Raw genomic sequence first — 14,482 nt, 5'->3', positions numbered from 1 at the left:
GTCAGATGTTTGCAAGATTTGGAACCAAAGTTACGATGCTTGAGGGGGGTGAACAGATTTTGCCGGGATTCGAAGCCGAGCTTGTTGAACCTGTTATTCGTCAACTGAAAAAAGACGGCATAACCATCTTAACCGGAGCTAAAGTTACAGGAGCAGACCAGTATACGAGTCACATCGATCTCCACTATACACGTCTGAATGAACGCGACGTTGTTCAAGCGGAATATGCGTTAATTACGGTGGGCAGGAAACCGAACACAGACGGCACTTTAGGTCTTGAAAATATAGGTCTCTCCCCCACTCCACAAGGGTTGATTGAGATTGACGGGCAGTGCAGAACATCCATCCCGCATATTTATGCTATTGGAGATATCGTTCAAGGCCCTGCTCTAGCTCATAAAGCTTCGTATGAAGCAAAGATTGCAGCAGAGGCTATTGCGGGTAAACCCTCTATCATCGACTATAAGGCGATTCCGCTAGTTGTGTTTTCACATCCGGAGATCACTAGCGTTGGTCTTAGCGAGACGGAATGTAAGCAAAAATCCATTCCCATTGTCGATGGAAAATCTGTTTTTTCCATCAATGGCCGTGCACTTGCTCTAAAGGAAACCGAAGGTTTTGTTAAAATTGTAGCTCACGCTACATCGGGTCTTATATTAGGTGCACAGATTGTCGGAGCTGAAGCTTCTACGCTGATCTCCGAGTTGTCTCTTGCTATTGAAATGGGAGCAACGGCGGAAGATTTGGCCATGACCATTCATCCTCACCCGACGCTGGGAGAAATCATTATGGAGGCCGCAGAACAAGCTTGTGGGAAAATGGAAAAAATGAAAACGAGGGAGAAAACATCATGAGATCTAAATGGGGCCTGTATATCATTATCATGTTGATCATTATTTTGGCAGGCGGTTTGTTGATTGCAAAAGGTACCGATGCCGTAAGTCAGGCTGAGAATAACAAACAGGGAATATTGAATACAGCGCAAGATGCAGCAGCGTATTACGTCGACTTCTATATTCCCGAATCGCAGATTGAGCAGTTTCATGCAGATCAAAAAATAAACGTTCACTTTCCTTATTTGGAGCAGCCACTTGTAAAAGAAGGAGTGGTAACTTCGGTGGCTCCCTCACCTCAATTTGCTAACCTGCGCATGACACGGGAAAAAGGGCAAGCAGATCTGAGCATGTATCTGATCCGTATATCGGTTCCAACAAGCAAGGACCTGCTTCCGGGTATGACTGCGGAGGTGCAGCTTGATAACATCACTGACTGATGAATGGAATCGCCTACGCGGGAGTAAATGGATTATTTTTATTTTTGTAGCCCCTCTAGTGGCTGCTCTATTCTTCGGACTGATGTTTTCCCGAAATCAATTGAGCGAAACGCCTGTTGTGGTGGTGGATGAGGATCACTCTTCCTATTCAAGGCAGCTTATTGAACAGATCAATGCCTCACCATTGATGGAAGTTACAAACGTCTTTCCCAATCGACTCTCTCCAGATATACTGCTGGCTAATGAACAGGCTGTGGCGGTCATTGCGATCCCGAATGGATTACAGCAAAGGCAAGATGCAGGACTATCCTCAAGTATCGGGATCTGGATGGATAATACGATGCCCTCCAGCCTTAGTGGTATTCGTCCTGCGATTCAGGAGATTGTGATGACCGAAAATACGATCTTTGCTGTAACCCGTCTCACTCAAACGGGGATGAACGTAGAATCGGCTAAAGATATAGTATCCCCGCTATCTCTTGCGCAGCACTTGTTATATAATCCAACCTCCAGTTATACAGGAACGATGGTGATTGGATTTGTAAATATCGTTATTTTAATGTTAACCACTGGAGCAGCTGGAGCGATAGCTCCCCGTCTCCGGCAAGAAGGCAAGCTTTTGTCTGTGGGAAGCTCTCCGTTCCAGCTCTGGATTCGCGTTCTGCCTTATGCAATCTTAAGCACCTGCTCTTCCCTGCTCAGTTACGGGATGTTAAAACAGGTGGGACAGCTGCGATTCGAAGTGCCACCGTATGTATTCATCGTGCCTTTACTGCTATATTCAATGGCATTATGCTTACTAGCGATGTTTCTCGGATATTCTGTTCAAAACGTATCGAAAGTCGGTTCGCGAATGAGCCTCATCCTGTACCCTTCTTTTCTGGTAACAGGGATTCAATTAACACCGCTTGCGTTTCCTACCTTTTTTCAAATTACGGCATGGGCACTGCCTATGAACTGGCTTAATCGGTTGATCCGTGGTATGGCTTTTCGAAACGGTGAACTTGGTTTTTACAGCGTGGAGCTGGGAGCATGTATTTTGATCATAGGTATTGCTTCATTAGGCATCGGATTCGTCCTGCGACGAGAGTCACGTAGGCCATTATTGAACCTTGAAGTAGAAGCTGCATAGAATGAATAATCGCCGCAAACCTGTTTAAACGATAGGCTGCGGCGATTTGTACTGTGAATTTGTGTAAGATCTGTAACAACTTAAGCGCTCTAACTGAATGATCTAACCTGATTTTGGTCACTTCGCTTCTCAGTTCTTTTGCGGTTCATTACCCTTAGAAGCTTCTACAGCTTTTCTCCCCATGTTCATGGATAACTGTACACTAATCATTAGCGTTACAATGACCAGCATGGCAATAATGGATACGTTAAACCGTCCGCTGAGATCAAAGATCCATCCAATAACAAGTGGCCCGAAGGCACCCATGATATAACCTCCCATCTGTGACATGGCTGACCAAGACCCTGCTTCCTCGGTTGTATTTGTTGCCATAATGGGTAGCATCAGCGCTAGTGGAAACAATCCACCAGCCCCGATACCGAGAAAAATAACGGCAAGAAGCATGGGCACAGGTGACAAAAGTAACACTAAACCGATGAGTTCAGAAACACTACACAAGACAAGCCATAGTTTGATCTTCCCTGAGCGGTTTACAAGATTCGGAATCAGTAATGCGACAGGAACTTGAATTAATGTAAACACGGTCAGAAGCATCGCTGCGTTTTGTGAACTGTATCCAAAGCTGAGAGCGATCGGGGAAATCCAAGCTGTCAAGCTATAGAACATACTGGCCATGAAGCCAAAAAACAAAGTGAATTGAATCGCTTTTTTATTGCCCAGGGGCAGTTTAACGCGTTGTGATCTGCTGCTGGAGGGTTTGTTTTTTCGAATGAGTAAGGTCCAAAAGATCACAGCAATGAAGCCAAAAGCGGCCCAGCAGGACAAGGCTAGTGAAAGATTGTGTTGATTTTGATTATAAATCGGAATGGTTAACCCAGATGCCAGTGCAGCCCCAATCGTCATCGATACGGAGTAAATACTCACTATGCCTGGGCTTGCTGGGAAATATTTTTTAATAAAACTTGACAGCAGCGGTCCCGTGAAGCTGATGCCGATCCCTCCGACCAAGGCGGTAGCAAGTAGTACGGTAACAGATTGATCTACACTGCGAAGTGCAGTGGCGAGTGTGATGAGAAGAAGCGAGATAAAAATAGTTCGCTCCAAACCGAGCCGCTGACTTAACGTTGTGGCGACGGGAGCAAATAATCCCATACACAGGACAGGCAGTGTGGTCAGAAGGCTTGCTGTTAATGCGCTTATACCTAAATCGGTTTGAATCATGCTCATCATGGATGCTACGGAAGTAATAATGGGTCGCAGGTTCAATGCCGCAATAAATAGTGCGAATAAATATAATATTTTTTTCACCGTTTTCATCCTCCTGGTTCTTCTTGAAGTCACTTTGAGTATACGTCCGCCCTATCCATTGATCAATCCAATAATTTATATTATTATGATAGTAAAATACTATTATTAAACGAGGAGAAGAGATGGATACCCGAAATATAACGTATTTTATGGCCGTCTTCGAGCATCTTCACTTCACGAAAGCCGCAGAGATTCTCGGAATTTCACAGCCAACATTGAGTCAACAGATACGTCTGCTGGAGGCTGAAGTAGGCATGCCCCTTTTCGATCGAATTGGAAAAAAAGTAGTTGCAACCGAGGCTGGCAGGCTTCTCCATCAATACGGAATGAAAATGATTCAGGCTGAAATGGATGCAAAAAGTGCGATTCAAGAACTTGTATCGGAGAAGCGTGGAACGGTCCGGCTTGCTGTGTTACCCTCTGATCTTGACTTTCAGCTTGTTCCGCTGTTTGTTGAATTCAAGACCCGGTACCCTCATACGAAGCTGCAGGCATTTTCAACCATTTTCGTTCGAGACGAAGTACTAACACACAAAGTTGATCTTGGCATTGGGCTACGTGGTTCAAAGGACAAGCGTCTCGTGCAGATTCCACTGGGAAGTGAGCCTTATGAATTGTTTGTTCATGCATCCAGTGATCTTGCAAAAAAACAGGAAATTACCTTGGAAGAATTGACGCGGCTCGCGCTAGTTATGTATCCCAAAGGGTATATTGGCAGAGATTTGGTGGATGAGGTTTTCCGGGAGCAAGGCCTGGAGTTAACTACGGTTATGGAAGCAGGTTCCGCATCTTCCCTGTTGCAGCTAGTAGCTGCTGGCATTGGTGCAACGATCCAGCCGAGAGAACTGTTAAAACAGCATTCGGGCTGGGAAGATATCGTAACGATCCCCATTGTAGGGCCTGCACCTGTTCGGCATATGGAGTTGACTTACTACGCGGATCGATTCATTAGCAAAGCGCAACACCAGCTAGCGGAGTGGTTGATTGATTTTTTTAAATCGAAAACGAACTAGTGAAACGCGAAAATTCAAAGAGAATAAATGAGGTTTTTAAAATGGAGAAATCGAAAGAAGTATTTGCCGTTTCGGAGCGTCTAGTGATTCGAAAGTTCGGCATGCAAGACGTGCAATTCTTCTATCAATACCGCTCTAATCCCGATATTGCTCGTTTTCAATCGTGGGAAAATTATACGATTCAAGATGCAGAATCATTTGTCAGCCGTCAATTAGCATCTTCCCCTGATCAGCCAGGAGCGTGGTTTCAATACGCGGTTGCTTTGGCTACATCTGATCAGATCATCGGGGATTGTGCGATTCATACCCTTGGAGCCGAACCTCGAATCGTCGAGCTTGGGTTTACTCTTGCGCCTGAGCATCAGGGTAAAGGATATATGCACGAAGCACTTTGTGCCCTGCTTGACTATGTTTTTGGTTCGCTGAACAAACATAAATTGATCGCTTTTTCCGATGTGCGAAACACAAAGTCTATTCACGTTCTGGAACGTTTAGGTATGAGACGCGAAGGACATTTGCTCGAAAATTACATGTCCAAGGGTCATTGGATCGATGAGTATCAATATGCGATTTTGCAATCAGAATGGTTAAATATGCGGCGGTAATCTGTTATAAAGATATGGGTCTTTTCAATATAGAAAAGAGTCTGATGGTTATTGTTTTATTGGGGTGATGACTTTATTGGGTACCCACCCCTTCTCACCTTCAGTCGTATGCACAAAGCTCCATTCGTTTAACTCATATTCTTTCTGCACAAGAGTACCAGGTATCACGTTTAATTCGAGAGCAGAGTAATCTTCTTGTACTTTTGCTATGTGTTCTTCATTCGGTGTACTCAGTATTTGCTTCGGCACCCAACCACGCTTTTTAGATTCAATAGATTCACAAAAAATCCAGTTCGGAAATTCAGTATCTTCTTCTCCGTAATGAACGATATCTCCCTTAGCCAGCACAATAGGGTCTGGATAATTCGACTGATGCGGGTGAATTACCTTGTATTGCTTCATATGTACTCCCTCCAAATGTAGTTCTTTAAGAAGTGAACCCAACGATCAGGACAATTCTTCGTTTTTGTGGTAACTGGCGCGTTGTCCATAGGCGCGAAGGAAGACACGTACCCCTTCTGTGATGATTCGTTTGGTTTGTTCATCTTGAAAATTTCCGATTTTTTTCGGTTGATTAAATACCATTAAAAACGTTAATGCGGCGAAATGCTTTGTAGCCAGTTCAGGATCGGACACATTAAGCAATCCGTTTTCTCCAAACTCGGTAAACCTCTTGATCAGCCCCTCTTCCGTTGCGTTGTCTAACTTTTCTAAAAAAGAGATGGGTAGGTTGGCTTCTTCCATCGTAACCAGACGGATCAAAGCACTGTAATCAGAAGAACCGTTTGCAGAAGCTACGAATTGTTCACAGAACAAGGTAAGAGCCTGCTCCAAATCCTCGAATTCCGAGAGATAGTCTGTTATTCTTTGTTTGATCATGTCCAAAACTGTCCTACTGGTTACTTCTACAACAGCAAGCAGTAAGTTCTGCTTGTCACCATAATAATCATAAACTGTCCGTTTGGAAACGCCCGCTTTAGCTGCGACCGCATCAACACTGGAACGATCAAACCCATCTGATAGAAACAAATCTCGTGCCGCCGCAATAATTTTAGCTCTTTTGTCAGAAGAGCCTTTGCGGACTTTTTTGATTTCCGTAGTATTCATCCTTAAGCTTCCCCCCTATGACTATACTATCAAAAATGAGTTCCTCTTTACAAACTACACTGCACGGTGTAGTTTAGTTAATGTGATCTATCCAAATCCATGATTAAGGAGGAATTAACTTATGAACACGCCACAGTCTTTTGTAGATGTTCTAATTGTTGGGGCTGGGCCTACAGGGCTGACACTTGCCTGTGACCTTGCCCGTCGAAACGTAGACCATCGGATTATCGAACGAAGCACTTCGTATAACCTAGCATCCCGTGCCAAAGGAATTCAGCCCCGTTCGCTTGAAGTCGTTGATGATTTGGAAGCCGTTCGTTACATTATGGACACAGGTGTCGTGGATTTACCTGTGCGCTATTATAACGAGGATGGCAGAAGTATGGTTAAGCCTTCTATTACCGTTGCTGCCAGCGCTGAATTAGGATCACCCTATCCAGATCCGGTCTGGATTGCTCAATTTGATGTGGAAAAGGCGTTACGTGACCGATATGAGATGTTTGGCGGTAAAGTGGAGTTGGGTGTGGAAGCTGTAGAACTTGTTCAAGACTTGGAGGGTGTACAGGTAACGGTGAATACACCAGAAGGAAAAGAGCAAATTCATGCCCGTTATGTGGTTGGCGCTGATGGTGGGAAAAGTAGTATTCGCAAGTTTATCCATCTCCCTTTAATTGGGAATACACACGATTATGAACGGTGGTATCTTGGCGATGTGCGTTTGGCAGGACTGGATCGTGATCATATCCATATCTGGACTTCTCCGGAGGGGATGATCGGAGTAACGCCATTACCGAAATCCGACATTTGGCAACTCCAAGCTACCATTTCTTCAGAGATTAAGGAACCGGAAAATCCGTCGTTAGAAGTGTATCAGGATATGTTTAACCGACGAGCAGGTGCTCGGCATGTTCGGCTTATGGATGCCTCCTGGCTATCTATCTACCGGATCAACGTGCGAATGGTTGAATCTTACCGCAACGGTCGGGTTTTTCTTGCCGGAGACGCCGCGCATGTTCACTCGCCAGCCGGAGGGCAAGGCATGAATACCGGGATGCAGGACGCCTACAACCTAGGATGGAAACTGGAATCCGTCATACGCGGAGCAAACACCACCCTGCTTGACACCTATGATGAAGAACGTCGTCCCGTAGCTCAAGTGGTGCTTGAGGACAGCACAAAAAAAATGGGAGCGATTTTAGGGACAGCGACTGAACGTGGAGCATTATCCCAATCCTTAAGTACCGTATCTGATGATCTAACGAGCGGACTTCTTATTTCCTATCGTTCAAGTTCTCTTACCTGCCCCTCTATTCAGGCTAATGTTACCCGTTCATTGCCTGGAGATCGTGCTCCTAATGCCGAGGGCCTGAAAGGTGCTGAATCCATAGGAGATGTCTTTGACCTGTTGCGCGGCCCACACTGGACTCTTTTAGCTTTTGTAAACCGTACAGATCATCTTTCTCTACAGGACTTCACTTTTGATGAACTCCATACGCATTGCATTGTGCCATCACATGTGGAAGGAGAAGAAGGTATCATTGACACGGCAGGTAATGCCTATCGAATGTACGATGTTACAAGCGAAACGCTTATATTGATTCGTCCCGACGGATACATCGCATTACGTACTTCCATTGAGGACAGCGCATTGATTCTAAGATACCTGAACACTATTTATCGCGCGAACTAATTAAAACTAGGTTATATGTTGGAAGCTCCTGATGCTCAACCTAAAGATGGCCCCCGTAAAAACAGGAGCCATCTTCTTCATTTTTTATGATGTGCTATAACGAAAATAGTCAAAGTCAGCATGCCTACGGGTACCGCCGAGATCCTGCACACAAAGACCAATATAGGTTCCCGTGAATCGGATATATTCTGGGGATTCATCACACAGATGAGTGATATCCGTCCACTCCCCTACCTGAATCCATGACGAATCATCGTTTATCGCATAGTAGAAGCAAGCACGATCATGCTGAATCACGGCTTTTAAACGAATACGACTCCCCGATTGCAATGGAACATCCTCCACAAGTTCATCATATACTCCACATTTAGACTGAAGGATGCCAATGCATAGTCCCTTTTCTTCTTGATACGTCACTCTAAGGTAAAGGTAATCCTGCGTATCGTAATAGAGGATCAGTCCTGCCATTTGCTGTGGATGATCAGGCTCGAATTCCAGACACGTTTCAGCTTCACACTCGAAAGCATCAAGTCTGCGAGCAAGCATGCTTTGTCTGTGTGTTGAACTCATCGATTCCATCCCATACAAACGTAAGTAGTCAGGACGTTCCTTCAGTGTAATCCAAGTTGCGTCGGGCGGGATACGAAGAGTATTCCAGTCGTTACAAAGTTCTGCTTGATCAAAGTGGTCCATCTCCGCTGTCGGTTCAAACGGGTGAAGCTTTATATTTGGTGCGGATACTTGAAGCTCTGGATATCGATCCCCGCTTGCAAGCCTTAACCATCCATCCTCGCTCCACGTACAGCGCTGCAGAGCCGTTTCACGTCCAAGGATACAGTGTTTCTCCTGAACAGGTCTGCCCACCAGATGTGCAATGTACCATTCGCCCGTGTGGGTCTCGACGAGACTTCCGTGACCTGCCTTTTGAAGTGGTAAATCCGTTCTTCCGTTTGATGTGAGGATCGGATTGTTCGGATCAACTTCATATGTGCCTTGTAATGTACGTGAACGGGCAACCGTCACAGCATGCTCATAACCTGTTCCGCCTTCAGCGGTTACTAAATAATAATAACCATTGTGTTTATACAGATGTGGTGCCTCTGTCAGCCCCAGTTCTGTTCCTTTAAAGATGTTGACGGCAGTTCCGACGAGCTTTTGCTCCTGAACCGAATACTCCTGAAGTACGATACCTGCAAAGCGGTTTTTGCCCTTACGGTGATCCCAAATCATGTTTACCAGCCACTTACGTCCATCTTCATCATGAAACAGAGAAGGATCAAAGCCGCTGCTGTTCAGATAGATTGGTTCAGACCAAGGCCCTTCGATATTTGTTGCGGTCACGAGGTAGTTGTGAGTATCTTTAAAAGCACCTATTCTACTCTTCACATCCGTATAGATCAGATAAAACACACCTCGATCATAGCTGAGACAAGGAGCCCATACACCTCCAGAGTTGATATTCCCCTCCATGTTTAACTGAGATTTTCGCGTCAATGGTGAAGGTAACGCACGCCAGTGAACTAGATCCTTGGAGTGATGAATGCGCACACCTGGAAACCACTCAAAGGTGGATGTAGCAATATAATAATCTTCTCCTGCCCGGCATATGGAAGGATCGGGATGAAAGCCGGTGAGGATCGGATTGGTAATCATGGTTGTGGTTGTATTCATGAAAGCAACCTCCGGTAAAAAGTAATAGCTATAAAACATGGCTGGCTAGCACATCGTAAAAGAATGGGCTGATTTCAGGACCTCAGTTCCAACCGAGCGCCTTTTTGCCAGCCTCAAGTGCAGTTATGATGCGGTCTACATCGTATACATTCCCTCTCCAGGTGCCTCCACTGACCGATTGCAACGCTGCCCACAAGCGTGTATCGTCAGGCAGTGCTTGGTCTGGTCGCATATCCGGATGAAAAGGCCGCTGTGCCAGGATCAGTGCTCCTTCTTCGGGCGAAACCTCGATCCCTTCAGCTCCGACAAAATTAACACTTCCCTCCAGCGTGTTACGATCCACGACAATGTCAATTAAATCACCGTTTCGCAACTTACCAATTGGTCCCCCGGCAAGCGCTTCGGGGCCAACATGACCAATGCACGCACCGGTAGATACACCGGAGAAGCGGGCATCGGTAATGAGCGAAACATGTTTTCCAAAGGAAAGATGTTTAAGTGCGGAAGTGAGTTGATACGTTTCCTCCATCCCTGTTCCGGATGGACCACGTCCAAGCAGGACAATAATATCACCTGCGAGTATTCCGCCTGTTTTAATTGCACGGATGGCTTCACGTTCAGTCGTAAATACCTTGGCCATACCCTTGTGACGATATACTCCTTGTTCATCGAGTACATCCGGGTCAATGGACGTAGATTTGATAACAGAGCCTTCGGGAGCGATATTGCCCGTTGGAAATGTCACGGTAGAGGAAATGCCCAGCCGCTGGGAGTGCTCCGCACTCATAATGACACTGTCCGGATCGATGCCATCGACCTCTTGCAATTGTTTTCGCATAACATGCCGACGCTCGGATGACTCCCACCAGTCCAGGACGTGGCTCAGAGATGTACCTGTTACCGTCTTCACAGTTTCATCCAACAAACCAAGACGTCTAAGGTGAAGCATAACTTCTGGCACACCACCGGCCTGAAAAACCCGAATGGTCGGGTAGAAAATAGGGCCATTGGGGAGCGCACTCACCAGTCTCGGAACATGTTTATTGACCTGAATCCAGTCCTGTACATTGGGCAATGTCAAACCGGCCGCATGTGCAATGGCAGGAATGTGAAGAAGCAGATTGGTAGAACCGCCGAAGGCTGCATGTACTACCATGGCATTGCGAATCGACGCATCGGTGATAATGTCCGCCATTCTCATCCCTTGAGTCTCCATCTGGATCAGTGCACGTGAGGATTGCCGAGCCATCTCAAGCCAGATCGGTTGCCCTGAAGGGGCTAGAGCGGCATGAGGCACAGTCATTCCCATCGCCTCAGCTACAACTTGAGCCGTGGCTGCTGTTCCTAAAAACTGACAGCCTCCGCCCGGGGTAGCACAAGCCCGGCACCCTAACTCAGATGCCATCTCCAGTGAAAGCTCTCCGCTTGAGTACCTTGCACCGATCGTCTGAATTTTCCCGGCGTCTTCTCCATCCGTAGGCGGGAGAGTTACACCGCCGGGAACAATAACACCTGGCAGCTTCGGCATACCCGCCAGAGCAAGCATCATCGCGGGCAGTCCCTTATCACATGTTGCTACGCCTAACACACCTTTGCGTGTGGGCAAAGATCGAATCAATCGGCGAAACACCATCGCAGCATCATTTCGATATGGCAGTGAGTCGAACATACCGGTTGTTCCTTGCGATCTGCCGTCGCAGGGGTCGCTGACATAACCGGCAAAAGGAATTCCGCCGCGGCTGGACAATTCATCTGCCGCGGCTTTCATCAGCAATCCAACCTCCCAGTGACCCGTATGATAACCGAGTGCCGTGGGACTGCCATCCTCATTGCGTATACCGCCTTGTGTACTTAAAATCAGATACTGTTTGCCGTTTAACTCGCCAGGCTTCCACCCCATGCCAACATTCTGGGACATGCCGAACAAGTCGCCACTTGGCGCATTTCGCAGTAAATCATCGGTTAGAGGCAGGCGCCCTTCCACTCCGGGAGCATGGGCTTGAATCGTGAAGAGGTCAGATTGATTTTGACTTCGATCAGAACCTTTTCCCCCGGAATCCACGGTCTCTTCCCCTGGTTTAGATGCTTTGTTGCTCGGATCAGGCGAATGTTCACCCATAATGGATCGAATCTGTTCGTACATAATATCCCTCCCCGCAGTTTAAGACTTCACGAAGACGGTTTTGATTGCGGTGAAAAATTCAATAGCGGCCTGACCTTGCTCTCTGGAATGGGAACTGGACATCTTCATTCCGCCAAATGGAGCCTGCAGCTCAACACCCGCTGTTTCCGCATTAATTCTTACAAGTCCAGCGTCCATATCACGAATAAACGAAAGCATCGATCCAACGTTTTGCGTATAGATTGAAGCACTTAATCCATAGTCACTATCATTGGCCAGCGCTATAGCTTTTTCAATGGAATCTACAGGCATTAAGGCCAGCACTGGGCCAAATATTTCTTCCCGAGCGATCGACATGTGGGATTCGACACCTTCAAATACCGTCGGCTGTACATAAAATCCTTCTGCAAGTTCAGGACTGTCCGGTCTGTTTCCTCCGGCTAGTAGAACTGCACCCTCATCCTGTCCTTTTTGGATATAACTCAGCACCGTATTAAGCTGTCCTTCACTTGCACATGGACCCATCCAGCTACCGCCAGACATACCATCGCCCAAACGAATTTCCTCAACTTTTGCCAAAAGCTTTTCCTTGAAAGCATCATAGACTTTTCGTTCAATAATGACACGGCTGGTCGCCGTACATTTCTGACCCGTTGATTTCAGGCCGCCGCTAATCGTTCCTTCCACAGCCAAATCCAGGTCAGCATCAGCTGCAATGATAACCGGATTTTTGCCGCCCATTTCAAGCTGATATTTGGCCCCTCGAGCAAGTACAGCAGCACCGACCCGTTTACCCACTTCATTGGAGCCAGTAAAGGTAATTCCGTTCACATCTGGATGTTCAGCCAGTGCAGAACCGATAACCGAGCCTTTACCACACACCAGATTGAGAACGCCAGCCGGAAGTCCTGCTTCTTCAAAACATTCCAATACTTTGGCTGCCGTAACCGCTGTCTCCTGTGCAGGTTTCAACACAACCGTGTTGCCATAGATCAACGCAGGTGCAGCTTTCCAGATCGGAATAGCTACCGGGAAGTTCCACGGTGCAATTACACCAACAACACCAAGCGGTACACGCGTTGTAAACATTAAAGCTTCGCTGTCCGTGGACGGAATGACATCACCCGTTTTGCGCATGCCTTCACCTGCGTAATATCTCAAGATCGCGACACCGCGCATCGTTTCTCCTTTGGCTTCAGGGAACGTTTTCCCCATTTCTCTCGTCATCGCCTCTGCGACTTCATTCGCTCTGCGTTCCAGCACGTTTGCTGCTTGAAAAAGAAAATTACCTCGTTCAGCGCCAGTTAACCTCCGCCAAGACTTCGCCGCTGCTTTTGCTGCTGCCACGGCTTGATTCAGGTCTTCCACGCCAGAGGCAGGCACATGCCCTACCACTTCATTTCGATTGGCCGGGTTGATACTAGGTTCTGTTTTTCCGCTGGCAGCTTTCACCCATTCTCCGTTAATAAAATTGTTATAGGTCTGCTCTAACTGAAATGCGCTCATTGTTTTCATCCTCTCTAATCAGTAATTTGAATTTATAATTGTCGGATTGTCACGAGTTCGAAATAACGGGATTAATTAGCGTTCCGATGCTGCTGATTGAAATCTCGATACGGTCTCCTGGCTCAAGTGTAAAATCATTTGGCGGTACAATGTTAGTACCGGTCAGAAGTACCGTACCGTCGAACAAGTCATTGTCTCTTGCCAAAAACGAAACGAGTTCATCCAGCTTGCGGTTCAATTCACTCGTGCTGGCTTCACTTTTTACAATGACTTCTCCATTGCGGTAGATCTCGCAGATAATGCTGAGGTCATAGGGGTTCTGCACCGTTTCCACCAGTCGAATCGCTGGTCCAATAGCGCAGGAATTGCGCCATATTTTGGCCTGCGGCAGATACAGCGGGTTTTCCCCTTCGATATCCCGGCAGCTCATGTCATTGCCTGCGATGTATCCTACAATGCTGCCATCAGCGGCAAGCACAAGTCCAAGCTCGGGCTCCGGAATCTGCCATGTGGAATCACTACGGAGCGTGACCGCTTCATTCGGCCCAATGGTACGTGCGGCTGTGGATTTGAAGAAAATCTCCGGACGTTCTGCATCATAAACTTTATCGTAAAAGGTGGTCGCATCCAGCTTGCCATCCGTTGCTTCATAATTACGAGCTTCCCGGCTGCGCTGATACGTTACACCTGCTGCCCAAACTTCGGGTGCTTCAATGGGATTGACAATATGCAGGGTTGTCCAATCGTCTGTCAGTTTGTTTACAGGTTTAAAAGCGCTTTCAACTAATTGAACTGTTGAAATGCCCTGTTCTCTCGCTTGGTAGATCAAGGTCATGAAATCGGTTTGTGGCAAACGATAGGCTTGTTCATCATCCGTCACGGCTGCCAGCCACTTCTGTTCTCCATCCAGAAATCGAATAATTCGCATGTAAGCGCGCCTCCTGTGCCCCTATTGGGTTGATAATTCTAGATTAGCATTCAACATGTCTCATGACGATGTTCTAATCACTCCGAGCATTTACCCTTTTCACGCATCATATTTCTGTTAAGATAAG

At 46.7% G+C, this 14,482-nt stretch carries 13 protein-coding genes; 6 read left to right on the top strand and 7 right to left on the bottom strand.

The window, feature by feature from the left end:
• The 3 genes from EC604_RS24535 to EC604_RS24525 all read left to right on the top strand — a co-directional run.
• The coding region (locus EC604_RS24535) for an FAD-dependent oxidoreductase (RefSeq protein ID WP_161557030.1) at positions 1–854 on the top strand (854 nt) is incomplete at its 5' end.
• Entirely contained in the window at positions 851–1,273 is a 423-nt protein-coding gene (locus tag EC604_RS24530) for a hypothetical protein (RefSeq protein ID WP_123066647.1), read from the top strand. The genes EC604_RS24535 and EC604_RS24530, both read left to right, overlap by 4 nt.
• Positions 1,254–2,405: an ABC transporter permease gene (locus tag EC604_RS24525; RefSeq protein WP_240037175.1), complete on the top strand. Its 1,152-nt coding sequence runs from the start codon at positions 1,254–1,256 to the stop codon at positions 2,403–2,405. The genes EC604_RS24530 and EC604_RS24525 overlap by 20 nt, the downstream gene beginning before the upstream one ends.
• A 129-nt stretch (positions 2,406–2,534) precedes the next feature.
• Here the strand turns inward: EC604_RS24525 and EC604_RS24520 are convergent, their stop codons facing one another.
• Positions 2,535–3,713, bottom strand: a complete 1,179-nt coding sequence (locus EC604_RS24520) for a CynX/NimT family MFS transporter (protein WP_123066646.1) — start codon at positions 3,711–3,713, stop codon at positions 2,535–2,537.
• Between the two features lie 122 nt (positions 3,714–3,835).
• Here EC604_RS24520 and EC604_RS24515 point away from each other — a divergent pair, with 122 nt between their 5' ends.
• Both EC604_RS24515 and EC604_RS24510 read left to right on the top strand, forming a co-directional pair.
• Complete coding sequence (locus EC604_RS24515) at positions 3,836–4,726, top strand: LysR family transcriptional regulator (RefSeq protein WP_123066645.1); 891 nt, start codon at positions 3,836–3,838, stop codon at positions 4,724–4,726.
• A 41-nt stretch (positions 4,727–4,767) separates the two neighbouring features.
• The gene (locus tag EC604_RS24510; RefSeq protein ID WP_123066644.1) at positions 4,768–5,331 is read left to right on the top strand and encodes a GNAT family N-acetyltransferase; all 564 of its coding nucleotides are present in this window, start codon (positions 4,768–4,770) and stop codon (positions 5,329–5,331) included.
• Positions 5,332–5,379: 48 nt separating this feature from the next.
• Here the strand turns inward: EC604_RS24510 and EC604_RS24505 are convergent, their stop codons facing one another.
• Together EC604_RS24505 and EC604_RS24500 are read right to left on the bottom strand one after the other, a co-directional pair.
• Positions 5,380–5,733, bottom strand: a complete 354-nt coding sequence (locus tag EC604_RS24505) for an SH3 domain-containing protein (RefSeq protein WP_123066643.1) — start codon at positions 5,731–5,733, stop codon at positions 5,380–5,382.
• A 45-nt stretch (positions 5,734–5,778) separates the two neighbouring features.
• A complete protein-coding gene (locus EC604_RS24500) occupies positions 5,779–6,438 on the bottom strand; it encodes a TetR/AcrR family transcriptional regulator (protein WP_123066642.1) in 660 nt (219 codons plus the stop codon).
• A 121-nt stretch (positions 6,439–6,559) separates the two neighbouring features.
• On the opposite strand from EC604_RS24500, the gene EC604_RS24495 reads away from it, so the two are divergent.
• Positions 6,560–8,128 carry an FAD-dependent monooxygenase gene (locus EC604_RS24495; RefSeq protein ID WP_123066641.1) on the top strand — a complete coding sequence of 523 codons (1,569 nt, stop codon included), beginning with the start codon at positions 6,560–6,562 and terminating at the stop codon, positions 8,126–8,128.
• A gap of 84 nt (positions 8,129–8,212) precedes the next feature.
• Here the strand turns inward: EC604_RS24495 and EC604_RS24490 are convergent, their stop codons facing one another.
• The 4 genes from EC604_RS24490 to EC604_RS24475 form a co-directional block, all read right to left on the bottom strand.
• A complete protein-coding gene (locus EC604_RS24490) occupies positions 8,213–9,799 on the bottom strand; it encodes a glycoside hydrolase family 43 protein (RefSeq protein WP_123066640.1) in 1,587 nt (528 codons plus the stop codon).
• 82 nt (positions 9,800–9,881) lie between these two features.
• On the bottom strand, positions 9,882–11,942 hold the full coding sequence (locus EC604_RS24485; protein WP_240037173.1) for a YjhG/YagF family D-xylonate dehydratase: 2,061 nt from the start codon (positions 11,940–11,942) through the stop codon (positions 9,882–9,884).
• A gap of 18 nt (positions 11,943–11,960) precedes the next feature.
• On the bottom strand, positions 11,961–13,427 hold the full coding sequence (gene gucD, locus EC604_RS24480) for an alpha-ketoglutaric semialdehyde dehydrogenase GucD (protein ID WP_123066639.1): 1,467 nt from the start codon (positions 13,425–13,427) through the stop codon (positions 11,961–11,963).
• A gap of 49 nt (positions 13,428–13,476) precedes the next feature.
• Positions 13,477–14,355, bottom strand: a complete 879-nt coding sequence (locus EC604_RS24475; protein WP_123066638.1) for a fumarylacetoacetate hydrolase family protein — start codon at positions 14,353–14,355, stop codon at positions 13,477–13,479.
• Positions 14,356–14,482 lie beyond the last annotated feature (127 nt).

It is taken from the genome of Paenibacillus amylolyticus (genome assembly GCF_003719335.1).
In the GTDB taxonomy this organism is placed as follows: domain Bacteria; phylum Bacillota; class Bacilli; order Paenibacillales; family Paenibacillaceae; genus Paenibacillus; species Paenibacillus amylolyticus_D.
The sequence above is the reverse complement of the archived record's forward strand: the minus strand, read 5'-3'. Positions and strand labels throughout refer to the sequence as shown.

Bases quoted from the DNA above. Each gene is read 5' to 3' on its own strand.
- EC604_RS24530 (WP_123066647.1), top strand. From the start codon at position 851: ATGAGATCTAAATGGGGCCTGTATATCATTATCATGTTGATCATTATT.
- EC604_RS24515 (WP_123066645.1), top strand. From the start codon at position 3,836: ATGGATACCCGAAATATAACGTATTTTATGGCCGTCTTCGAGCATCTT.
- EC604_RS24510 (WP_123066644.1), top strand. From the start codon at position 4,768: ATGGAGAAATCGAAAGAAGTATTTGCCGTTTCGGAGCGTCTAGTGATT.
- EC604_RS24505 (WP_123066643.1), bottom strand. From the start codon at position 5,733: ATGAAGCAATACAAGGTAATTCACCCGCATCAGTCGAATTATCCAGAC.
- EC604_RS24500 (WP_123066642.1), bottom strand. From the start codon at position 6,438: ATGAATACTACGGAAATCAAAAAAGTCCGCAAAGGCTCTTCTGACAAA.
- EC604_RS24495 (WP_123066641.1), top strand. From the start codon at position 6,560: ATGAACACGCCACAGTCTTTTGTAGATGTTCTAATTGTTGGGGCTGGG.
- EC604_RS24490 (WP_123066640.1), bottom strand. From the start codon at position 9,799: ATGAATACAACCACAACCATGATTACCAATCCGATCCTCACCGGCTTT.
- EC604_RS24485 (WP_240037173.1), bottom strand. From the start codon at position 11,942: ATGTACGAACAGATTCGATCCATTATGGGTGAACATTCGCCTGATCCG.
- gucD (WP_123066639.1), bottom strand. From the start codon at position 13,427: ATGAGCGCATTTCAGTTAGAGCAGACCTATAACAATTTTATTAACGGA.
- EC604_RS24475 (WP_123066638.1), bottom strand. From the start codon at position 14,355: ATGCGAATTATTCGATTTCTGGATGGAGAACAGAAGTGGCTGGCAGCC.